At 62.5% G+C, this 23219-nt stretch carries 19 protein-coding genes and 2 pseudogenes; 17 read left to right on the plus strand and 4 right to left on the minus strand.

The features are described from left to right. The coding region (locus Z052_RS13965; RefSeq protein WP_241897951.1) for a transposase at window positions 1–549 on the plus strand (549 nt) is incomplete at its 5' end. A 486-nt stretch (window positions 550–1035) separates the two neighbouring features. Here the strand turns inward: Z052_RS13965 and Z052_RS13970 are convergent. Further along, window positions 1036–2421 (minus strand): sulfatase, encoded by a 1386-nt coding sequence (locus Z052_RS13970; protein ID WP_099289135.1) that lies wholly within the window; start codon window positions 2419–2421, stop codon window positions 1036–1038. A 350-nt stretch (window positions 2422–2771) separates the two neighbouring features. Then, window positions 2772–3509, minus strand: a complete 738-nt coding sequence (locus Z052_RS13975; protein ID WP_321166869.1) for a helix-turn-helix domain-containing protein — start codon at window positions 3507–3509, stop codon at window positions 2772–2774. 128 nt (window positions 3510–3637) lie between these two features. Between Z052_RS13975 and Z052_RS13980 the strand changes: the two genes are divergently transcribed. The 11 genes and pseudogenes from Z052_RS13980 (at window position 3638) to Z052_RS14025 (ending at window position 14879) form a co-directional block, all read left to right on the plus strand. Further along, the gene (locus Z052_RS13980) at window positions 3638–5176 is read left to right on the plus strand and encodes a sulfatase-like hydrolase/transferase (RefSeq protein ID WP_099289137.1); all 1539 of its coding nucleotides are present in this window, start codon (window positions 3638–3640) and stop codon (window positions 5174–5176) included. A 53-nt stretch (window positions 5177–5229) separates the two neighbouring features. Then, window positions 5230–6306: a TrmB family transcriptional regulator gene (locus Z052_RS13985; RefSeq protein ID WP_158228693.1), complete on the plus strand. Its 1077-nt coding sequence runs from the start codon at window positions 5230–5232 to the stop codon at window positions 6304–6306. Window positions 6307–6421: 115 nt separating this feature from the next. Continuing rightward, a complete protein-coding gene (locus Z052_RS13990; RefSeq protein ID WP_099289139.1) occupies window positions 6422–7759 on the plus strand; it encodes an ABC transporter substrate-binding protein in 1338 nt (445 codons plus the stop codon). Window positions 7760–7840: 81 nt separating this feature from the next. Continuing rightward, window positions 7841–8758 carry a carbohydrate ABC transporter permease gene (locus Z052_RS13995; protein WP_099289140.1) on the plus strand — a complete coding sequence of 306 codons (918 nt, stop codon included), beginning with the start codon at window positions 7841–7843 and terminating at the stop codon, window positions 8756–8758. Further along, window positions 8755–9603 (plus strand): carbohydrate ABC transporter permease, encoded by an 849-nt coding sequence (locus Z052_RS14000; RefSeq protein WP_099289141.1) that lies wholly within the window; start codon window positions 8755–8757, stop codon window positions 9601–9603. Before Z052_RS13995 ends, Z052_RS14000 begins: the two co-directional genes overlap by 4 nt. 175 nt (window positions 9604–9778) lie before the next feature. After that, the gene (locus Z052_RS14005) at window positions 9779–10894 is read left to right on the plus strand and encodes an ABC transporter ATP-binding protein (protein WP_099289142.1); all 1116 of its coding nucleotides are present in this window, start codon (window positions 9779–9781) and stop codon (window positions 10892–10894) included. A gap of 73 nt (window positions 10895–10967) precedes the next feature. After that, window positions 10968–12521 (plus strand): sulfatase-like hydrolase/transferase, encoded by a 1554-nt coding sequence (locus Z052_RS14010; RefSeq protein WP_099289143.1) that lies wholly within the window; start codon window positions 10968–10970, stop codon window positions 12519–12521. A 115-nt stretch (window positions 12522–12636) separates the two neighbouring features. Next, window positions 12637–13649, plus strand: a pseudogene (locus Z052_RS14015) (aldo/keto reductase). 72 nt (window positions 13650–13721) lie between these two features. After that, the gene (locus Z052_RS21260; RefSeq protein ID WP_199058284.1) at window positions 13722–13991 is read left to right on the plus strand and encodes a sulfatase-like hydrolase/transferase; all 270 of its coding nucleotides are present in this window, start codon (window positions 13722–13724) and stop codon (window positions 13989–13991) included. Beyond that, window positions 13897–14283: a sulfatase-like hydrolase/transferase gene (locus tag Z052_RS21405; protein ID WP_394338386.1), complete on the plus strand. Its 387-nt coding sequence runs from the start codon at window positions 13897–13899 to the stop codon at window positions 14281–14283. The genes Z052_RS21260 and Z052_RS21405 overlap by 95 nt, the downstream gene beginning before the upstream one ends. After that, window positions 14208–14879 (plus strand): sulfatase-like hydrolase/transferase, encoded by a 672-nt coding sequence (locus Z052_RS14025; protein ID WP_394338387.1) that lies wholly within the window; start codon window positions 14208–14210, stop codon window positions 14877–14879. Before Z052_RS21405 ends, Z052_RS14025 begins: the two co-directional genes overlap by 76 nt. Before the next feature lie 136 nt (window positions 14880–15015). On the opposite strand, the pseudogene Z052_RS14030 reads toward Z052_RS14025, so the two are convergent. After that, window positions 15016–16187, minus strand: a pseudogene (locus Z052_RS14030) (ISH3 family transposase). Between the two features lie 51 nt (window positions 16188–16238). On the opposite strand from Z052_RS14030, the gene Z052_RS14035 reads away from it, so the two are divergent. Further along, a complete protein-coding gene (locus Z052_RS14035) occupies window positions 16239–16565 on the plus strand; it encodes a sulfatase/phosphatase domain-containing protein (protein WP_099289145.1) in 327 nt (108 codons plus the stop codon). Window positions 16566–16625: 60 nt separating this feature from the next. On the opposite strand, the gene Z052_RS14040 is transcribed toward Z052_RS14035, so the two are convergent. Continuing rightward, complete coding sequence (locus Z052_RS14040; RefSeq protein WP_099289146.1) at window positions 16626–18041, minus strand: sulfatase-like hydrolase/transferase; 1416 nt, start codon at window positions 18039–18041, stop codon at window positions 16626–16628. A 178-nt stretch (window positions 18042–18219) separates the two neighbouring features. On the opposite strand from Z052_RS14040, the gene Z052_RS14045 reads away from it, so the two are divergent. The 4 genes from Z052_RS14045 (at window position 18220) to Z052_RS14060 (ending at window position 22861) form a co-directional block, all read left to right on the plus strand. Continuing rightward, window positions 18220–19815, plus strand: coding sequence for a flippase (locus Z052_RS14045; RefSeq protein ID WP_099289147.1), 1596 nt, complete (start codon window positions 18220–18222; stop codon window positions 19813–19815). A gap of 105 nt (window positions 19816–19920) precedes the next feature. Then, the gene (locus tag Z052_RS14050; protein ID WP_099289148.1) at window positions 19921–20142 is read left to right on the plus strand and encodes a DUF1450 domain-containing protein; all 222 of its coding nucleotides are present in this window, start codon (window positions 19921–19923) and stop codon (window positions 20140–20142) included. Then, window positions 20139–21656 (plus strand): sulfatase-like hydrolase/transferase, encoded by a 1518-nt coding sequence (locus Z052_RS14055; RefSeq protein ID WP_099289149.1) that lies wholly within the window; start codon window positions 20139–20141, stop codon window positions 21654–21656. The genes Z052_RS14050 and Z052_RS14055 overlap by 4 nt, the downstream gene beginning before the upstream one ends. 203 nt (window positions 21657–21859) lie before the next feature. Further along, window positions 21860–22861 (plus strand): formylglycine-generating enzyme family protein, encoded by a 1002-nt coding sequence (locus Z052_RS14060; protein WP_099289150.1) that lies wholly within the window; start codon window positions 21860–21862, stop codon window positions 22859–22861. Window positions 22862–23219 lie beyond the last annotated feature (358 nt).

A 23219-nucleotide genomic window follows, 5' to 3' on the forward strand; every position in this document is an offset into this window, starting at 1 on the left:
TGGCGGGCGCTACTGCGCGTTTCCGCGCAGCAGCACCCGCAGTCTGGCCACGCCGCTCTCGACAGCACGTTCTTCGACCGCCGACGTGCGTCGGCGTACTTCCGCCAGCGGGCAGGACGGATCATAAAGACTCTAAAAATGACGACATTAACTGATGTGGAATCGGTTGCTGTTCTTGACGTTCACATCGCAGCTCGATGGAAGCATGATACGAAGACCGGACCGCAGGTCGTCCGCCGAAACGCGGACGACCTACGGTCCGTCGCCGCCGACAACGGCTTCCAAGACTGGCATACCGAGTACGAAATCGCCGCATATGACGTGGAGTACCTTGTTCATTACCGCGGCTCGTCAGCGAACGCAGCCGCGAACAACGCGCTCAACCGAGCAAATGGCTACTCTCAGCGGTGGATGGCCGAAACATCGTACTCGACAACGAAGCGCTCGCTCGGCGACGCCGTGCGAGCGCTGGGCTGGTATCGACAGTTCCGTGAAATCGTCTTGATGTTCGCCATCACCAACATAGAACCACTATGTAAACCGCTGTAACCGTGACTCAGAATCTATTCAACACAGCACACTGAACGGCGTGTCTATACAACCCGACATCCACGATGAGGCCCTGTCGGAGAACGGGCGACACCGTGTCGGTTTCATCGTGGGTTTGCGTTTAATCATATGGAACGTAAGCCGCATGGTTGGCTCCACGAGTCGAAGCAGCAAGTGTACGGGGCGGGTGTCGGCCGTCGACAACTGAGGAGAAAGTCCATAGCTAGAAATCCATCAGCCGTGTTGCTACCGTAAGAATAACAAAATCTCACTCCTTGGTACAACGCATCAGCGTTCATCATACCTATCTATGGGTATTTGTAACATGATATTAGTTGATAAGGACATGAGCCCAGCCGAGATGACGGCCAGATGGGGGTGAGTGTTCACTCATTTCGAACGTTCTGAGTTGGACGTGAGGGTTTCCGGACTGCCGCCGACCGTCACTGACAACCTGACGTGAGCGAGGTGGGCGACAATTGTTTCTCAGACGCCCTTGAAATCGTCACGGAAGGCGTGATATCCGGCAGGACCCTCCGTTGCGACCTCTAGGAGCGAGTCCGGGCCGCTCCCCTGGTGGCGCTCCACGAGAGCAGCGAGCCGGTCCTCCAAGCGCGCGACGACGTCGGGTTCCTTGTCGGCCAGGTCGGACTGTTCCCAGGGGTCCTCTTGAAGATCGTATAGCTGGATTTCCGGGACAACACTGCTCCACATCCCAGGGTGGTACGTCTTGATGAACTTCCACCGGTCGGTCCGGAGCGCCCGCTGTGCAGTATAAAGGCCGTGGTCGAAGAAGACGGCGTCGCGCCACTGGGCGTTCGACGACTCGATGATCGGGCGGAGAGACGCCCCTTGCCACTCGTTTGGGGCGTCGAGGGCGGCGTAGTCCGCCAGGGTCGGCGCCACGTCGACGTTCGTGACCAAGTGTGACCGGTGATCAGTCTCGATGTCGGCGTCGGCAGGGGGTTTGACGAGCAGTGGGACGTGCTGAGTCCCCTCGAACGTGCTCCAGTGTTCGCGATACAAGCCGTGTTCGCCGAATTCTTCCCCATGGTCACCGGTGACGACAACTAGTGAGTCGTCGTACAGTCCCGCATCACGGAGATATTCGAAGAGACGCCCGAGGTGCCGGTCGGCGTAGCGGATTTCGGCGTCGTATTTCGCGATCATCCGCTGGAGGTCGTCCCGGTCCTCGATGTCCATGTGGTCCGCCGAGCGCCAAGCGTCCCACTCACTGTGCTTGTCGATCTGTTCAGTTGTCGGGTACGGCGGCGGGGAGACATCCGCGAACTCGGCGACTTCCTCCTCGGTCCGGTTATACGGGCCGTGTGGGTCCCATAGTTGGACGTAGGTGAACGAGTCCCCGTCATCCAGTCGTTCGAACGTCTCGATGGCGGTGTCGATAACCGACTCCGCGCGCGGCGTCTGGAAGGATTCGTTGGCGCCAGTGGGTTCCTGGGGCTGTTGGACCTCGTGCCAAGTGTCGTGGAACCACGGGGCCGGGTGCCGCGGGAACGACGATACCGCAACGGTCCGGGCCCGTTCCTCGTAGAACAGGCGGGGCAGGCTCCACCACCGGCGTCCGGGGACGTGGTCGCTCCACGTTCCGGCCCACTCGACTTCGTTCGCCGGGTGACGAAGCTGCTGTGACCGTGTCCCGTGTGTCTCGACGCCGTTCCGGAGGCCGTACCGGCCAGTGAGCAGCGCCGCTCGCGACGGGAGACACGGCGAGTTCGCGACGTAGGCCCTATCGAACGCGACTGCGTCGGCGGCGAACTCGTCCAGGTTCGGCGTCGTGTCCCCCTCGTACCCGTACGTGCCGACGTGGTCGGCCCTAAGCGAGTCGATGTCTACGTATATGATGTGCATCATCAGCCGCTTCCGAACCGATCGTAATAAAACCCGGTTTCACCCCTCGGCAGGCCACTCCCGTCGAGAGGCGCGGGCGCACAACTGCACCGAAGCGGGACGAGATGGAGCGGACCCTCGAAGGGTACTACCGCGTCGGGAATCAGTCATTGTTACTATAGTAGGACCGTGTCAGGAGGAAGTCGTTTTTACTCCTGAAGTATGTTGCTTCCTCTATAGCAACACTCATGACGTGCGCGAAAACCGGACTACGCCCTATCGGATCGGAGGCGCATCCGCCTCGAGAGGGTCTCACCGGTTTTCGTGACTAGTTGTCTGTAGTTCCGCTCGACCTGTGAGTTCCCATCGGCCCCTTAGTCGACCAGTAACGCGACTGCGCCGATCGGAGTTCTGTGGCCGGTCACGATGGGTGCCGCGAGTTCCCGGCGGTCGTCGCGTCCCGGCGCCTCGCCGACTGCGACCTCACGCTCCTCGATGCGGGCGAGGCGGTCGCGCAGCTCCCCGGAGTCTGCAGCGGACGAAAGCAATTCTGACCGCTCAGTCTTGGGGTACCGGGCCAGCACCGCCCGTCCGGAGGCCGTCTCGTGAAGCGGTCGCCGCTCGCCCTCCAGTTCACCGGAACGACTCTCGCGTTCGGGGTTCACGGAGGCTACGTACACACCGGCCTCGCAGTTGGGAACCAGCAATGTCGCGGTCTGGTTGGTTATTTCCGCGAGTTCAACCACTTTCGGCGCTGACTCCTGATACAGAGGACCACCGCCGCGGGCCGTGACGCCCAGTTCGAAAAAGCGCAATCCCAGCCGATATGCTGAGCCGTCCCGCGTCACGAACCCGTGAATCTGGAGCGTCGTGAGGTGTTTGTGGACGTTGGCTTTGGACATCCCGAGTGTCTCGGCTAGTTCCGATACGCCCGCGTACCCCCGCTCTTCAAGCGCCTCTAGGACCGCGATAGCTGTTTCGAGAGCACTAACGCGGCCGTTATTTGCTATACAAGCACGGTGTTCCCGCCAATATAAAAACGTTCGCTCATTGCAAACGAGGGCTCTGGACCACCGGGTTGAGCCTGGTATCGTCCAAGGAGGGCGTTCTATCGGCGTCGTCCACCGCTTTCACGGCAAGAGACGGACCCGCCATTAGCTGAATGTGGCCGTTCCGGGCTCCGCTTGGCAGGACTAGCAAAAACACTTTATAAAAGTATCTGGACCTTTCACTCACGCAAATGGCTCGTCCGAACATCGTGGTCCTGTTCACGGACCAACAACAGGCCGAAACGACACATCCCGACTCGGCGTGTCGGACCCCGAACTTGGACGGATTTAGCGAGTCCGGAACGAGGTTCGACCGGTGCTACGCACCCAACCCCATCTGCTCGCCGTCGCGGGCCAGTTTCATGACCGGCGTTCTCCCCCACGTCCACGGGATGATCAACGTGACACACGGGGTCGAACCGTACGGGGCACGCTTTCGGTCGAACCTAGAGACGTGGAGCGAGCGACTCGACGATGCGGGGTACACGAATGGCTACTTCGGCAAGTGGCACGTCGAACGGACCGACGCGCTTGAGGAGCTCGGTTTCGACGAACACCTGGTCCGCCGGTCCGAGGCGTTCCGGGAGGGGTTCCGGGCACACCGGGAGTCAATAGGCCTGTCCCCGAACCCTGACTGGTCGAGTGGGGGCGTGAGCGACCCCGTCGTTGTACGGGACGAGGGGTACGACGATTACATGCTCAGCGGGTGCGTGGAGGAGCCGGCCGAGGGGATGGCTGACCACTTCATCTACGATCGGGGACTGGAGTTCATCAGGGACGCCGCCGGTTCGGACGGGCCGTGGAGCGCGGTCATCAGTACCTACGCCCCTCACGACCCGTATCTCCCTCCGAGGGAGTTTCGGGACCAGTACGACATCGGGGACATTGAGCGGCCCGAGAGCTTCGGGGACGACTTCGAAGATCGGCCCGAACTCTACAGCCGCCAGCGCGAAATCTGGGCCGACCTCGCGTGGGAGGACTACGCTGAGGCCATCGCCTCGTACTACGGGTACTGCAGTTTCCTCGACTGGGAGGTCGGCCGGGTGATTGAGACGCTGCGGAACCTCGGCGAGCTGGAGGACACCATCGTTCTCTATGTCTCGGACCACGGCGACTACCTCGGGGCCCACGGGATGTTCCTGAAGGGCGCGCCGGCCTTTGAGGAGGCCTACCGGGTTCCCTGTCTCGTCCGGACGCCGAGCGAATACCCCGGCGGCGTGGTGCGCGACGAAATTGTCCAGCTGCAGGACCTCGCCCCGACGCTCGTGGACCTTGCCACCGGGGAGCCGTTCCCACCGAAGTCCCGCGTCTCGCCGGAGAGCCCCCATGCGCGGGGTGGAGAGAACGTCACCGACCTGTCCGGTGAGCCCTCGTTCACGGCAACGTCGCTGGTGCCGTTCCTGCACGACGAGCGGCCCGAGGACCACCGAAACGAGGCCTTCGCCGAGTTCCACGGTCAAGACTTCGGATGGACCCAGCGGGTGTACTGGAACGACGGCCTGAAGTACGTGTTTAATACCTTCGACCGGGACGAGTTGTACGACCTGTGCGAGGACCCCCACGAGCTGAGGAACCTGGCGGCGGACCCGAACTACGAGGACCACAAGAAGGCCCTCTCCGAGCGGATGTGGGAGATCGCCCACGAGACGGCTGACTACCAGATATCCGAACTCCACTATGGGATGCACCGGTTCGCCCCCGTGGGGCCCAACGGCCGGTCGGACTCCTGAGACCATCGGTTGGGCCCGGGCCTGGTGCGGTAACGTTTATGACCGCACCGCTGATGATGAACGACCGCGACACGCTCAAGGAGGTGTTGACTGACGCGGACTTTTCGCAATACGAGGCGGAGGTGTACCTCTCGGTCCTCGAACTCGGGGACGACAGCGTCGCTGACATCGCGGAGACGTCACCGGTCCCGCGCTCGCGCGTGCACGGTGCTCTCAGTGACCTACAGCGCCAGGGTGTCCTCGAAACGTACGAGGGGGACTCGTTGCGCGCCCGCATCGACGACCCCTCCGCCGTGGCCGAGGAACTGGCTAGGCGGTCGGAACGGTTCGCGGACGCGGCGTCGGGCATCCGCAAGACGTGGGAACAGCCGAGTGTCAGACAGCAGAGCGTCCAGATGTTCCAGGACCACGACACCACAATCGACGAGGCCGCCCAGCGACTGGCCGAGGCGGAGACCGTCGTCCACCTCGCGGTCTCACCCGACGAACTCGATGTCCTCAGGGATACCCTAAAGCAACTGCGCGACCGGGACGTGGTCGTTCGGGTCGCCCTCCACGAGGGGTACAAGCAGTTCGGTGACCCGGGCGACCTCCCGATTTCGTACTCGGCAGTCGCCCCCGAGGTCCGACTCTGTAGCTCGCTGTTACCGTTCATCGCCCTGATCGACGGGGACCTGTCCATCTTCGGTATCCAGAGTCGGCATGGCAGCGAGTACGGAGTTGTCTTCGACGATCATACCCTTTCCTCGATTCTGCACTGGTACTTCCAGATCCAACTCTGGGAGCCCTGGGACGCAGTCTACTCGTCAACAGAGATCGACGACCTCACATACATTAGCATCAGGGAGTTCATCAGGGAGATCGAGTCCCTCCGGGAATCTGATGATCGCATCGTCGTCCGCGTCGAGGGCATCAGAACCGTCTCCGGAGAGGACGTGACGGTGACCGGGAAAGTCGAGGACATCGTCTACTCGGAATCGAACGCCGCCACCGACCAACCGTTCAGCCATCCGTTCATCCAGGCGGCCATTGCGGTCGACGACGGCGACGACACGTACACTATCGGCGGCTATGGGGCCATCCTCGAGGACGTGCGCGCGACGCGGATCACAGTCCTCTCAGTGGACTGAGCCGGCCCCATATTCCCCGACCACTTGCCGTCAGTAGCCGTAGGCTACGGAATGATTTTAATAAACTTTCTAAATATACAATAGTTTTATGTGATAGGAGTTTTACTGAGAAGTTATGCCATCTCAAACAGACGGCATTTCCAAGAATTCCAAACGTCGTTCGTTCATCGCCACAACGGGTGCTGCCGGCGTCACGCTCCTCGCGGGGTGTGGTGGCGGCGATGGAGGCGACGGCGGCTCCACGTCCAGCGGTGAAGATGTCGAGCTGAGCATGCTCATGTTCACTGGGCAGACCACCGATGAAAACCTCCAGGCGTTCGACGATACCATAGCCAGTTTCGAGGAGAACACCGGATACTCCGTCGACTCAACAGGTATTGCCCAGGCTGGTCAGATCGTCAACCAGACCCGAACAGCCGTCGAGGGTGGTGACCCGCCGAACGTCGCTGCCGTTCCGGCCGGCGGCATCCTCGGGATGATCGACAACGACCTGCTCGAACCGGTCGGCGAGCGCCTGGACAGCTCTGACCAGCTTGACCGGGGCGATTTCACCCGCGAGCGGAAGTTCGACATCGGCTCGCTCAACGGCGACACACTCTATGGCATCCCGTTCATGTCCGGACACTGGGGGTCGCTGTACTACAACGCTGACATGCTGGGGGAGGCTGGTTACGACCCGGAGGATCCGAACTTCACTACATGGCCGGAGTTCATGGAGGTCGCCAACGATGTCAAGGAAACCGCTGGCGTCCAGCCCGTCGGTTTCTCGGGTGCTGACCACATCCACTCGACAGTGCAGTGGCACGGCTTTTTTGCCACTACTGGCACTGGCTCCTGGCTCAACGAGGACCAGTCGAGTACGGTGCTCAACGAGGAGCCGGGTATCTCCACCGCCGAGTTCACCCAGCAGGCCCGCGATGAAGACCTGCTCCCGGACGGCGTCGTGAACCAGAACGCGCTGGACTTCCGCGAGCAGTTCCAGTCCGAGCAGCTGTTCGCCTACCAGACCGGAAGCTGGGAGGCGGCCGCCCTCAGTGACTCCGACATCAATTGGGGTATCACCCACAACCCCCAGGCCCCCGACGGCCGTGCTTCAGGGTTCTCCGGCGGGTGGTTCTTTGTTATCCCGCGCGGCGCCGAGAACGTCGACGAGTCCTGGGAACTCATCGAGCACCTCATGCAGGTCGACAACCTCAGCGCGTACGCAGGCCTGCCGCCTATCCTTACCGATGGCCTGGAGAACGTCTTCGAGGGGTTCCAAGACGGTCTCGGCCGCGACGTTGGCGACATCTTCGTTGAGGAGATCCTGAACGCCTCATTCCCGACCATCCACCCCAACCAAGGTCGGATGTGGTCGGCACAGCGCGAGGAGCTCCAGCAGTTGCTGCTCGGCAACAAGGACGCGGAACAGGCCATGGACGATCTTGACAGCACCATCACCGACCTGCTGTAGTCGGTAGAGCGTCGCCACCACGTTCGCAAATGATTATTTGTTTCTGTATCGTTGACGAACGCTCAAACAACACACGATACCATGTCTGAAACCAACGCGTCCCGGCCGATATCGAGAGTCAATCGTATCAAAGAGCGCCTGCGGGACTTAGGGATGAATGCCGGTCTCGGGTTCATTCTGCCGACGTTCCTGCTAATCGCCGGCCTCCTCCTGTACCCGATGGTGAACACCGTGTTGCTCAGCCTCGGCATCACCGACGGTGGCTTCACACTGTCGTACTACGAGGAGCTGTTCACCGCGAACTGGTTCCTGCAGGTCGTCCAGAACAGCGCCGTCTGGGTGATTCTGGGAGCCTTCTTGCAGATCATTGTCGGGTTCGCCCTGGCCTTGCTGTTGAACACGCGACTGCCCGGGAAAAAGTATCTCCGCGGGCTGTTCCTGTTGCCCTGGATCACGCCGGCCGTCGTCGTCGGGCTCGTGTTCAACTGGATGTACAACCCCCAGTTCGGCATCATAAACCACCTGCTGATGCAGGTCGGGCTCATCGGGTCGCCCATCCAGTGGCTCTCGAACCCGGACATCGCCCTGTTTTCGCTTATCATCGCGGGCGTTTGGAAGCGGTTCCCGTTCGTGATGATCATGCTGCTTGCGGGTCTGCAGGACGTGGACGACCAGCTAACGAACGCCGCCATCATCGACGGCGCACCCTACTTCGCGCGGATGCGCCACGTCACGCTGCCTCAGCTGATGCCGGTCTTGAAGATCGTCGTGTTGCTCTCGGTCATCTGGTGTTTCAACCAGTTCGCTATCATCTACACCGCGACCGGCGGCGGCCCGATCAACTCCACGATGATCTTCTCGGTGATGGTGTACGAACTTGGGTTCCAGCAGTTCAACGCTAACCTTGCGACGGCGTTGTCAGTCGTCATGCTCGGTGTCATGGCGCTGTTCATGATTGCCTACATGCGGGCACTCCGCAGCCAGGGGGTGGAGCTATGAGCAGCGTCGCGGCCGAGTACGAGTCAAAGGGCCGGCAGTACCTCCGTTACCTGACGGCGTACACCGCGCTCGTCCTGGCGCTGTTTCCCATCTACTGGATTATCAGTTCGTCGCTCAAAACGCCCAACGCCATCGTCTCGGTCCCCCCATCGCTGGTGCCCGCGCCGGGCGCGCTGACGCTCCAGCACTACGAGGCCGTGATGGCCGGGCCGATGCCGGATTACTTCCTTAACAGCGTTATCGTCACGCTTACCACGATGGTCCTGTCGGTCATCCTCGCCGTGTTCGCTGGCTACGGCTGGGCGAAGTTCGAGTTCCGTGGCTCCCGGTTTACCTCAACGTTCGTCATCCTCAGCCGCATCTTCCCCATCGTGGTCATCCTTGTCCCGCTGTTCCAGATCCTGCGGTCTGTCGGACTCTTGAACACGCATCCAGGTCTAGTGCTGTCGTACTTTGTGTACACGCTCCCACTGACGGCCTGGATGCTCAAGGGGTTCTTCGAGAACATCCCGGACAACGTTATCCGGGCGGCCCGCGTCGACGGGTTTTCCGAGGTGCGGATTTTCCTCGAGGTGGTCCTCCCGATGGTGCGACCCGGCATCATCGCGACGGCGCTGTTCTCCATCGTCATCGCCTGGCAGGAGTTGGTCTTCGCGCTCACCTTCCTCCAGGATGACGAGATGTACACCATGCCCGTCGCCTTGGTTGGGCTCACCAACCAGTACGACATCCAGTGGGGGCTCATGATGGCGGCGTCGTTCGCGTTCACGCTCCCGGTGGCGGTACTGTTCCTACTGACACAAAATTACTTTATCAGAGGAATCAGCGGCGGGGCACAAGCGTAGCCGTCTACCGTCCCCACGGCCGACTCCTCCGTTCTCCCAATATCCGTTTTCCCTGGCGCTGGCTGATTCCGCGAGCCGCTCGCCGCATGACCACGACCAAAACGTTTAATATTGATGGTTGGGAAATTCAGAATCAGTACTGTCACTATGATCCAACCCGTGTGGAGGCACTATTATGGCTGACGTTACCCTGAACAACGCGACGAAACAGTATCCCGATGGCGTGATCGGTGCGGAGGAAGTGAATCTTGAAATCACGGACGGCGAGTTCCTGATTCTCGTCGGCCCCTCGGGCTGTGGGAAGACGACGACTCTTGAGATGATTGCGGGACTTCAAAAACCCACTGGCGGAGAGGTCCTCATCGGCGGCGAGGTAATGAATGATGTGCCACCCCAGGACCGGGACCTGGCAATGGTATTTCAGGACTACGCCCTCTACCCGCACAAGACGGTCCGGGGCAACATGGAGTTCGGCTTAAAATACTCGACGGACCTCCCGGAGGACGAGAAGGAGCGGAAAGTCGAGGAGGCGGCCGAACTGCTCGGCATCTCCGACCTCCTCGACCAGAAGCCTGAGCAGCTCTCAGGCGGCCAGCAGCAACGGGTCGCGCTGGGGCGTGCCATCGTCCGTGAGCCCGAAGTATCGCTGCTAGACGAGCCACTCTCGAACCTGGACGCCAAGCTCAGAACCCAGATGCGGGCCGAACTCCAGCGCCTCCAGAGCCAGCTCGACGTGACGATGATCTATGTCACGCACGACCAGACCGAGGCGATGACCATGGGCGACCGAATTGCCATCCTCAACAAGGGCCACGTCCAACAGGTGGGCACGCCTGCGGAGGTGTACAACCAGCCGGAAAACGAGTTTGTCGCGCAGTTCATAGGCTCGCCGAGCATGAACATCTTCGACGCGACCGTCGAGGGTGGGACCGTCCAGACCGAAGCGTTCGTCATGGCGCTCGACGAGGTAGCCGACCGCCGCGACGGCGAGCAGATTCGGTTTGGCATCCGCCCGGAGGACTTCATCGTCTCGACGGACCCCGATGCCGGACTCACCAGAGCGACGGTGACCGTCGTCGAGCGACTAGGTGACGAGAACCTCCTCCACCTCGAGTTCCTCGGCCAAGATGTAGTCGCCCGCGTGAGCGAGGGTATCCTGCCCTCGAACGGCGATGAAGTGAGCATCGACTTCCCACCCAAGCAGGTGTACCTGTTCGACGAGAGCGGCGGGACATTCAAGTTCCGCACTGTCAAGGCTGAGGGTTCACAACGTCTGAATCAAAACATCTGAATGCCAGTCAACCCCGTCTATCACCGACCGTGCGGGTCCTCGTAGAACGATACATAATAACACACACTATTCAATGAGCGATCTCAACGTACTCCTCGTGTCCATGGACAGTCTCCGTGTGGACTGCCTGGGCGCGTACAACAAACCGTTCGACATCGACGTGGAGACGAACAACTTAGACCGTTTTGCCGAGCGGGCGACGGTGTTTGACTCCCACTACGCGGGGAGCCTGCCGTGCATGCCCGCCCGCCGCGAGTGGTTGACCGGTACCCAGGAGTTCCTCTGGCGTCCCTGGGGACCAATCGAGCCGTTCGATGACACGCTCCCCGCGCTCGTCAACGGCTACGACCGAATCTCGAAACTTGTCACCGACCACTACCACCTCTTCGAGCACGGGGCGCGTGGTTACCATGAGGACTTCAAATCGTACGAGCAGTTCCGAGCCCACGAGACCGACGCCTGGAAAACGACGCCCTACGACCCGGATCCGGATTTCCTCAGGCAGCTCAAAGGCAACGACGACCCCCACGACGGAAAAAAGAAAAACAACACCAATTACGCCCGTAACGTCGCGGAGTTCGAGGAGGAGAAGGACTACTTCGCGCCGAAAGTGTTCTCGCGGGCAGCCGAGTGGCTCCACGAGAACCAGGCGTGGGACCAGTGGTTCTGCTACGTGGACAGCTTCGACGTTCACGAGCCGTTCCACGTTCCCGAGCCGTACGCCTCGATGTACACCGATGAGGACGCCATCGACCCCGAACTTACCTTCTGGCCGGACTACGGGCCGGTCGATGGCGCGGACGGCGAGGGCGGGTCGGGACCCACCGAGATGGGAGACTCCGAACTCTCGGAGCGCGAACAGGCGTTCGTCCGCTCGCAGTTCGCGGGCAAGACTACCATGGTCGACCGGTGGTTCGGCCGAGTACTCGACACGCTCGACGAAGAGGGGCTATGGGACGAAACGATGGTCGTCGTCACCTCCGATCACGGGCACTACTTGGGCGACCACGGCTGGGTCGGCAAGCCAGCCGCCCCGCTGTACGACGTGCTGGCTCATACCCCGCTTCTGGTTTGGTACCCGGACAGCCCCCGGCAGGGCGAGCGGGTCGATGAGGTCACCTCCGCCGTCGACGTGTACGGGACGGTGCTTGACGCGATGGGCATCGAGGCTCCCCACCGTCACAGCCGGAGTCTCGAACCGTACCTAACCGGCGAGACTGACGACCACCGCGACTGGGCTCTGTACGGTTACTGGGGGTCATCGGTCAACGTCACCGACGGCCGGTACACGTACCACCACCCCTGCGACGAGTCCGTGGACTCGTACTGCTACTCAGCGGGGATGATGAACACCGTTGAGTGGATGGAGACGCCCGAACCTCAAAAGAACGCCGAACCGTTCTCGCTGCCCTACACCGACAGTCCCGTCTGGCGGTACAGCGGGCCCTCGCACGGCCGTCACGAGGACCCGCTGCTGTTCGACACAAGGACGGACTCGGGCCAGGAGCACGAACTCGCCGACAAGTGCCCCGAAAAAACCGACGAGATGCGGTCGCTGCTCACGGACGCGCTGGAGACCCTCGAGGCGCCCGACTGGCAGTACGAGCGGCTCGGTCTCGACGCGTAGCCGAATCGCGGTCCGGACCGCCCCACGCCGGTCGGGCCCGAGCGGGTGACCGACGAGTGACTCTGTGAAGCGGTACCAAACTTTAATTGCCGGAGCGGCGATGTTGTTTACACAGATGGAGTACACGACACTCGGCGATACTGGCGTGACCGTCAGCAAGGTGTGTCTCGGTTGTATGGGCTTCGGGACCAGCGAGTGGCGCGACTGGGTGTTGGACGAGGAGGAGAGCGTCGCCCTCATCGAGGAGGCCATCGGCCTCGGCGTGAACTTCTTCGACACGGCAAATGTCTACTCCGACGGCGAGAGCGAGCGCGTGCTTGGGGCGGCCCTGGAGGGGTACGACCGCGAGCAGTTCGTCGTCGCCATGAAGGCCCACTTCGGCACGGACACGGACAACCCCAACGGCTAGGCATTTCGCGAAAGCCCATCGACGTGCAGCTCCAAGGCAGCCTCGACCGCCTGAACATGGACACCATCGACCTCTACCAGATTCACCGCCGCGACCACGCCGTCGCCGACGAGGACCTCCTGCGCACCCTCGACGACGTGGTCCGGCGCGGCGACGTCCGCTATCCCGGCGCGAGTTCGATGTGCGCCCGCGAGTTCGCGGACTTCCTCTCGACGAGCGAGGACCTGGGCCTAGAGCGTTTCCGCACCATGCAGAACCACTACAATCTCGTCTACCGCGAGGAAGAACGCGAGATGTTTCCCCTCTGTCAGCGCGAGGACGTGGCCGTCATCCCGTGGAGTCCCCTCGCCCGCGGCTATCTTACCCGCCCCGAGGACCGCATCGACGCCACTGCCCGCGGCGAGTCCGAAAAGACCCAGCTCGGCGGGACGAGCCTGTACGAACACCCCTACCGCGAGGGCGGCGGGCCGGAAATCAACGCCCGCGCGGCCGAACTCGCCGACGAGTACGGCGTCTCGATGGCCTAGGTCGCCATCGCCTGGCTGAACCAAAACGAGTACGTCGACGCTCCCATTATCGGCACGACTAGCGTCGAACACCTCCGCGAGGCCGCCGAAGCACTCGACGTGGACCTCTCGACGAGCGACGTCGAGTACCTCGAGGAACCCTATGAGGCGGTGCGCAACTCGCCGCCCTTCGAGACTGATCCGAGAATCTGAACGTAGCGACAGCCTTGATTGTGCGGGTTCAGCCCACAGCTTCTTGTCGCCCCCTCGCGTGACTGTGACCGTATGCCACCGAGTGACTCCTCGGGGGACACCCCCCGGAACGTACTCTGTATCCTCACCGACCAGCAGCGCCAGGACAGCATCGGCGCGTACGGCAACGATGTCGTCGAGACGCCGAACCTCGACGCGCTGGCCGCCGAGGGGAACACGTTTCGACCGCGCGTACACCCCGACCGCCATCTGCTCGCCGGCCCGCGCCTCAATCGTCACCGGTGTCTCGCCGACGACACACGGGGTCACCCGCAACATTCGCTCGGGGACCACCATCGATGAGGATTTCCCATGCTACCCGCAGGTGCTCCGGGAGCCGGGGTACAACGTCGGCCTCGACGGGAAGTGGCACGTCGGCAAACACCCTCGCGAGTTCGGCTTCCGGGGTTCATGCATCCAATGGAGCACGATGACTACGTCACGTACCTGGATGAGCAGGGCTTCGAGCACTGGTCCGAAGACGTCGTCGACGAGTACCCCCCTGATGCTGAGTACGTCATCGGCGGCATCAACAAGCGCCCGGTCGAGGCGTCCTTCACCTACTTCATTGCCGAACGGACCATCGAGCGCATAGAGGCCTACGTTGAGGACGCGCCCGAGGCGCCCTTCTACGTCGGAGGTCACTTCTTTGGCCCACACCGCCCTTATTTCATCCCCGATCGGTATTTCGAGATGTACGACCCGGAGGACATCCACCTCCCGGAGTCGGCGGTAAAAGAGCGCTTCGAGGACAAGCCGGGAGTCCAGCGGAGGCGCTACGAGAAGACCGACCTCGAGTCCCTCTCAGTCGAGCAGTGGCGCGAGATTATCTCCATATATTACGGGTACGTGACCTTTATCGACGATCAGGTCGGGCGCATCCTCGACGCTCTCGAGCGGGAGGGGGTGGCCGACGAGACGGCGGTCCTGTTCACGTCGGACCACGGGTCGTTCGTCACGGCCCACAAGAACCTCGACAAGGGACCGCTGATGTACGAGGACATCTACAACGTCCCTCTCATCACGAGCGGACTCGGAATCGAGGAGGACGCCACGGACGCCTTCGCTTCGCTGTTGGACCTCGCGCCGACCGTCGTCAACCTCGCGGGGGTCGAGGTGCCCGAGGTCTACGAGGGTCGGAGCCTCCTAGACTCAGTACCTCACAAAGCATCGTCAGCTAACCTGACCTGAGTCACCTGTTCTGTTACAATGAGTCGTCGGCAGCGGTTGATCAACGCTGTTCGAAGCCGGAGCTGTCGCTGTCGGCGGCGTTCAGCCGCCGACGCGACAGCGTTACCACTCACGAGACGGCGTACTCGGTCGGTGACTACCGGTGGAACCGGTCGTCTGGTGGTCGATTCGCGGGGACGGCCCGACGCACTGCGAGGGCCGTCCACGCAGCCCGTCGAACCATATTCACGAACTCCTTGTACGGCCACCACCAGAGGCGACGCCCGCCTCGGCGGGGCGTCGCCACGTATTCGTAGTGGAGATACCGCCACGCGTTCTGTAACAGCAGACTCACCACAACGAACAGCAGTCTCACCGTCGCGTCTCGCGTCGTTGTTGTCGCTATCGCTTGCTCAGACAAGCGATAGCTCGACTCGATGCCGAAGCGCTTGCTGTAGTGCTCTCGGGCATCCCGTGGCGTGTCGATAAACGGCGCGTCAGCGGCGTAGCCGTGACGCGCCACCCCGTGTTCGTCGTATCGTCCCTGTTCAGGTACGTACAGTCGATGTAGACGGGAAACTCGACGGTCCAGCTATGACCGTCGAGTTTCCCTGTCAGATCATGCTGAATGACACGACTCCACCCTTCCGAGAGCTCTTGCTGAATCGTCTTCCCCCACCGGATGATCGGCATCACGTAGGCGTAGTTGTGCGTGGACAACAGCCCAAGACAGGTGCTGTTGTAGAACCCGCGATCGAGATAGACGGCCTTGACGCTGAGGTCAAGGCCGTCGAGGAGCTCGAGAAACTCACCAAGGACGTCGCTGGTGGTGTCGCCAGCGACAAGCTGGCGCACCGCCAGCGTGTACCGTTTGTTGCGTACCCGCGCGTACAGCGTCGCGTACGCGTGAAACGTCGTCGTTCCCCGTTTCGCTTGTGAGGAGTACAGCGCTTCTGTTTCGTCTTCATCGCCGTAGTAGGGGTCGAGGTGGAGGTCTGCACAGACCTCCACCTGCTCGGGGAGCAGTTCAACGGTATTCCGTCGAAGAAGGGTGTTAGCGACTCGTTCGAGCCGTTCCGGCTCGAACTTCGTCCGGAGGTGGTAGAGGATCGTGTTCGCCGATGGTGAGTCTTGACTGGAGTTGGAGAGCGTCGAGATCGAGGTCCCGTCGGCGGTTGCGCCGACGAGGACCTCGTGGATGTCCTCTGTATCGATTTCAGCGTTGTTGGCGCGGTTCAGAGTAACTTCCTCGTCAAGCTGGTTGACGAGGAAGTTAAGGAGTTGGTCTTCGTGGAGTTCACTGTCTGCTTGCTGCTGGTGTTTGGTCACATTCACAGCAAGCAGACGTTCTAACTAACCGGCTTTGTGAGGTACTGAGACTTGGGCCGCGACGTGGACAACTGGCGGGACCACATCGTCGCCGAGTTCCACGGCCTGAATTTCCCTTACGAGCAGCGGATGCTCCGGACGGACCGGTACAAATACGTCATGAACGCGGGGGACACGAGCGAACTGTATGACCTCGAACGAGACCCGAACGAACTCGTCAACAGGGTCGGCGACCCGGATTACGCCGACACCGAGGACATTCTCGAGGCCCAACTGAGCGAGATACTCAGGGAGCGGGGGGACCCGGAACTTCCCGAGGATGAGTGGCTCTATCCGGCACTGACGCCAATGTACTACCCTACTACGGACGACGAGTGAGCGCGGGGGAGGGGTGCCGAACGGCCGAGAGCCCGCTGAACGGAACACGGGTGCTATTACCTACCGCGGGTCGACGTTTGACGGGCCGTCGACGCCGAGACGCTCCCGGCGGCACCGTTGGTCCTCCCGGGCCCGCTTGTCGACCGCCTCGGGGTCGACGACCGCCCACAGGTCCGCCTCGAGTGACTTCTTGACTTCCCGATAGTCTGGGTCCGCCGCGAGGTCATCCAGTTCTTGCGGGTCGGACTCGAGGTCGAACAATTGATCCGGACCGTCGACATAATGGACGTACTTGTAGGAACCACGCCGGATCATAAAGAACCCGTGGCTCGCGCCGTGCGCGTGGTACTCGCTGAAGACGGCCCGCTCGTCGTCGGGGTCGCGCTGGCCGGTGGCAACGGGCAAGAGCGACCGCCCTCGCCACGCGTCGTCGGGGGGTACGCCCATCGCGTCGGCCATCGTTGGCACGACGTCCAGCAGCGAGACGGGCGTCTCGACGGTCCGGCCGGACTCGATGCCCGGGCCGCGCGCCACCAGCGGGACGCCGACCGACTGCTCGTACATGCAGCACTTCCACCACAGCCCGTGGTCGCCCAGCACTTCCCCGTGGTCGCTGGTGTAGATGACGAGCGTCTCCTCGGCCTGGCCGGTCCGTTCAAGGGCGTCGAGGAGGTCGCCCACACAGTCGTCCAGTGCCGTCACCAGCCCGTAGTAGGCGCTCCGGGTGCGGCGCAAGGTCGCCTCGCTGAGATCCAGCCCGTCGAAGTGCTCGCGGAGTTGGTCTACCACCGGGTGGTCGTCCACCGGGGGGTAGTCGACGGGGAGGTCCATCTCCTCAGGAGGGTAGCGGTCGTAGTAGGACTGCTCAACCTCCAGCGGGAAATGTGGAATAAGCGCGTTCACCGAGAGGAGCCAGGGGTCGTCGCTGTCGCGTCGGTCCTCAAGCCACTCGACCGCACACCGGAAGCGGTTCTCATCACAGACCTCGTCAGGGTCATCGGCGTTGTACCACGCCTCGCCGTCGGGGACGGGACCGGCCCGATCAATCCGGGCTCGGCCGTTCGGCCGAACCAGCGGGGGATCCCGGTAGAGGCCGAAGGTATCAAGCGTCTCCATGTGCTCAGTCAAGAGTTGCTCGTCGAACCCGTCGTCGACGCCCGGTTCGAAGTGGAGCTTACCGATTGTTGTGTGGTCGACGCCGTGATCGAGAAGGTGGTGACCCCACGACGGCGGCGACCCGTCGTAGGGGGCCGCGTTGTCCCAGGCCTCGATTTCGTGGATGTACCGCCCAGTGGCGAGGCTCGCTCGCGAAGGGACACAGAGCGGGCTCGAACAGTACGCGTTGGTGAACCGGACGCCGTCGGCCGCCAGCCGGTCGATGTTCGGCGTCTCGACGTGGGGGTGGCCGGCGCAGCCGAGCGCGTCCGGGCGGTGCTCGTCGGACAGGATGAGCAAAACGTTTGTTGGGGCAGGCACGGCCGCCGATTCGGCCGGTCAGGTCAAATACCTGTCCCCACCACGATAGACACTCGACACTCTCACCCAGTCCGCAAAGTTTGTATCGTCCTTCAACATACTACAAACTGCCGGGGCAAGAACCGACAGTTTCGACCGGACACGTCGGACGGTACAATTCCAGGCGAGACATTACACCATGACGCAGGACAACGTCGACGTACGGAGCGAACTTGAGGGCGTCATCGGCGGGGCGGTGCTCGTTGCCGCCGGTACCCTCTTGAGTGTCGGCCTCAACGTGGCTGCGCGGGCGGTTTTCGCACGCTCGTTCACGCCCGAGTCCTACGGCGAGTTCTCGTTGGGGTTCACGCTCCTGATAATGTTCTCGCTTGTGGCGTGCCTGGGCCTCCAGAACGGCCTCCCCAGGCAGATCGCGTTCGATGAGGCCGACGACAACGAGGGAGGTCGACCGGTGGAGTCGGGCGGCGGCAGGGCTGACGACGACGCGCCGACGGGTGAGGCGGGCACGCAGATTCTCTGGGCGCTCCTGCTCAGCGGCGGCTTGGGCCTCGCGGTCGGAGCTGTGCTGTTCGCCTCGAACCGCTGGCTGGCCGTCGAGGTGTTCAGCGACCCGAACTACGCGCGTCCCATCGCCTTGGTCTCCCTGGGTATCCCGCTTTTCACGTCCATCCGGGTAATGTCGGCCATCTTCAGGGGGTACAGTCGACCGCACGAGCGAGTGTTGTTCCAGGGCCTCCTCCGGAACGGCGCCTTCCTGATCCTCCTCGGCGTGGTCATCTACCTTGGTCGAGACCACCTGGCCGGGATTGCCACCCTCTCCCTCTCGCTCGGGGTGACGGCCCTGCTGTACTTCAGGTACCTGTACCGCGACAACCCTGGCAGATTCAGGGACGGCGTAGTGGGGCGCCTGCGGAACCTGTCGGTGCCGGTATCGCTGGTCCGGTTCTCGTACCCGCTGATGATCGCGACGCTGCTACTCCAGTTGATGACGTGGATGGATATCCTGATGCTCGGCTACCTCTCGACGTCGCGCTCAGTGGGGCTGTACGACGCCGTCCGACCGCTGGTGCGCATCATCTACATCGTTTGGCAGGGGATGATATTCATGTACATCCCGCTGGTCTCGGATATGTACGCTACAGACGACCTTGAGTCCATCAGGCGCGTGTACATCATCCTCACGAAGTGGTTCGCTTCGGCGAGCGTACCGTTGGTCCTCCTATTTTTATTTTTTCCCGGAAGCACACTACGAGCGGTGTTCGGGCCGTCCTTCACTGTCGCCGCGCCGGCCCTGCAGGCCCTCGCCGTAGCCTACTGCTTGGGCAACATCATCGGTCCGACGGGGGCGACGCTCATTGCAATGGGGCACACCCGGATACTGATGGCGATCAACCTCGTCTCCGGTGTGGTAAACTTCGTCCTAAACGTCGCCCTGATCCCGGAACTGGGCCTGCTAGGCGCGGCACTCGCGACGATGGCCGCCATCGTCCTCCGGAATCTGTTGCGGTTGATCCAACTATACCGTGTCGGGCGTATCCACGCCCTCCGCGGTGTCATCTACCGGCCGCTCGGAGTGACCACCGGACTGGCCGTCGTGCTCTCGGTCTTGATCGGTCCCGTGGGCTGGCCTAAATTAGTGGCCCTGTTCGCTGCGCTCTCGGTGGCCTTCGTCGCCAGTTTCCGTCTCACGGGGAGTGTCTCTATGGAGGACGGCGTTCTAGTGTCGTACGTCGTCTCGGCGGTGGGGAGCGTCACACCGTCGGGCTTGAACTAACCTGTGATCGACAGCCAAGACCCGGTTGACGGGTGCCGAGATGTGACCGTTGCGGACTCCGACCCACCCCAGTTTTTAATACCGGGCTCGCTGAACACAGGAAATATGTCACCGACAATAGAGCGCTGTATCAGCAGCAGTGATGCGGCCCTGCGCTCGCTCCCCGACCGGGACGGCGTCAACCTCCGGGAGCGACGGTGCCTGGAACACTGCGGGATCTGTCGAGCCGAGCGGTTCGCTGTCGTGAACGGTGAGCTCCTCACCGAGCCGGAGCTGTCCACGGCCCTCGACGCGCTCGCCGAGGGTACGGCTGGTGAGCGGCCATGAACGTCCTCTTCGTCTCTATCGACAGCCTCCGGCGGGACTTCCTCGGAGTTTACAGCGACCGGCCGGGGGTCGTCGACTACGACGTAGAGACGGACAACTTAGACCGTTTTGCCGAGCGGGCGACGGTGTTTGACTCCCACTACGCGGGGAGCCTGCCGTGCATGCCCGCCCGCCGCGAGTGGCTGACCGGTACCCAGGAGTTCCTCTGGCGTCCCTGGGGCCCGATGGAACCGTTTGACGACCCTATTCCGGAACTCGCCCGCGACGAGGGGATCATCTCGCAACTGGTCACGGACCACTTCCACTACTTCCAGCACGGGAGCAGCGGCTTCTACGAGGACTTCAACGGATTCGAATTCGTCCGCGGCAACGAGTACGACGCCTGGCGGACGAGTCCACGGGAGCCACCGACCGGGTTCACCGACCAGCTCCTCGACCGGGAAACGGACCCACCGGATTCGACGCAGTACCTGAACCGGAGCGCGTACGCCCGAAACGCAGCTGATTTCGAGGCGGAGGAGGATTACTTCGCGCCGAAGGTGTTCTCGCGGGCGGCCGAGTGGCTCCGCGAGAACCAGGCGTGGGACCAGTGGTTCTGCTTCGTCGACAGCTTCGACGTCCACGAACCCTTCGATCTCCCCGAGCCGTACGCCTCAATGTACACCAACGAGGACCCAACCAACCCTGACATGCCGGTCTGGCCCTACTACGGGCCGATAGACGAGGGCCAGAGCGAACTGACCGACCGGCAGCTTGAGTTCGTCCGCTCGCAGTTCGCTGGGTCGGTTACGATGGTCGACCGATGGTTTGGGCGGGTACTCGATACGCTCGACGAGGAGGAGCTGTGGGACGAGACGATGGTCATCGTCGGCTCCGACCATGGGTTCGCGCTCGGGGACCACGGCTGGATGGGGAAGAACGACTTCACGGTGTACGATGTCATCGCCAACACGCCTCTGATGATCTGGCATCCCGGCGAATCCGTCGAGCGCGTTCCGGCGCTGACGTCAGCCGCCGACCTCTACGAGACAATACTTGAGGGGCTCAACGTCGAGCCACCGACCGGAACACACAGTCGGTCTCTCATGCCACTCGTCCGTGGCGGGGCGACCGAGCACCGGGACCACGCGCTCTACGGCTACTGGGGGTCGTCGGTCAATGTCACCGACGGAACCTACACCTACCACAGGCCACCTGCGCCCGACTCGCAGACCCTGTGTCACTCGACGTCGATGCAGAACACCCACTCGTGGTTCACGCCGCCGACGGCCCGTATCGACGTCGATTCGGGCTCGTATCTCCCGTACACCGACGCGTCGGTGTGGCGGTACCCGGCAGACTCCTGGCTACAACACCGCGACGAACGGCTTTACGACCGTCGGTCGAACCCGGGGCAGACCACAAACTTGGCCGGGACCGACGAGGACGCGACCCAACACATGGTCGGCGTCCTAGAGCGAGCGCTCGACGAAGTCGACGCACCGGATTCGCAGTACGACCGGCTCGGCCTCTGAGTACAAGGATCCGACACGGCGTCGACCGGCATCGGTCGGATTCCGGCAGGGCAGTCCCGTGACCGCGCGGTGGTTCGACGTCGTGTGACGGTGTTTCTGCCCGCCCGGCGTCGGAAAGGCCTCTAAATGGAATAGCCCGACGCTGTGTCGGCCCCACGGCGGTGGGCGTAACGTTTACCACCGCGACCCCCGGTACATGAGATATGGTTGACGACGACCCGGCGTGCTGTTCCGCCGCCCGGACCGACGGCGCGGCGTCTGCTGACCCGGCCACCGGGCACCACGAGGCCGACCACCGCACGACGCCCGGATCGCCGGACGACGACCGGACGGAACGCATGGTCAGGATCGACGGTGCCACGTTCACGATGGGGACGGATTCCGACGAGGGGTTCCCGGAGGATGGCGAGGGGCCGGCACGCGGGGTGACCGTCGACCCGTTCTATATCGACAAGTACGCCGTCACGAACGCGGAGTTCCTCCAGTTCGTCCGTGAGACGGGGTACACCACCGATGCCGAGCGGTACGGATGGTCGTTCGTCTTCCAGGACTTCCTCACGGAGCGTGCCCGTGATGATATCATCGACAATGTTGAGGCGGTCCCGTGGTGGCTCGCCATCGAGGGGGCGGCCTGGCTCCGACCGTACGGCCCCGGGTCGAACGTCGTGGAGGACAACCTCCTGAAACACCCGGTCACGCACGTCTCGTGGCGTGACGCCGCAGCGTACACCGACTGGGCGGGAAAGCGACTGCCGACCGAGGCCGAGTGGGAACGGGCCGCCCGCGGCGGCCTTGAGGGGCGGCGCTTCCCGTGGGGTAACGATTTGAAACCCGACGGCGAACACCGCTGTAATATCTGGCAGGGGGAGTTCCCCGAGCACAACACCGGCGACGACGGCTACCTTGCGACGGCGCCAGTGAACGCCTTCGAGGGGAACGGCTTCGACCTCCACAACATCTCGGGCAACGTCTGGGAGTGGTGTGCCGACTGGTTCAGCGCCGAGTATCACACCACCGACGCGTACGATCCGGACAACCCGACGGGGCCGCCCGGCGGCGACCAGCGGGTTATGCGCGGCGGGTCATACCTCTGTCACCGGTCGTGGTGTAACCGCTACCGCGTCGCCGCCCGCTCGAAGAACACGCCCGACAGCTCCACCGGGAACATCGGCTTCCGGTGTGTCGTTGACGCGGCATCCTACTGACGGCGCGTGTGTCGTGAGGCAGTACCCAATTGACGACCGACGTATCGGGGCCCAACGTCCACGGACGGCCGGTGAGTGTTGAACGGAACACCCGATGGCTGTACGCCGGCTTTGCGGCCGAGTCACCGGTCCAGGTGGGCTTCGACGGGCGACCAGGGGGACAATAAAAATACCTGAAGGGAATAGCCAGCGCTGGACAGCAGCAAGCGGTACCCCGTGCCAGTCTGCCAGGTCCACCACACCCCCAACCACCACTTTCCCCCATGTGTAGGCACAGCACACGCCGTTTGCTATTGTCTACGTTAGTGATTTCGGGATCGCCGTTCCCCGAACCCCTTTTCATACTGTCAGCTAAATA

It is taken from the genome of Halorubrum sp. C191, assembly GCF_002727095.1.
GTDB classification, from domain to species: domain Archaea; phylum Halobacteriota; class Halobacteria; order Halobacteriales; family Haloferacaceae; genus Halorubrum; species Halorubrum ezzemoulense.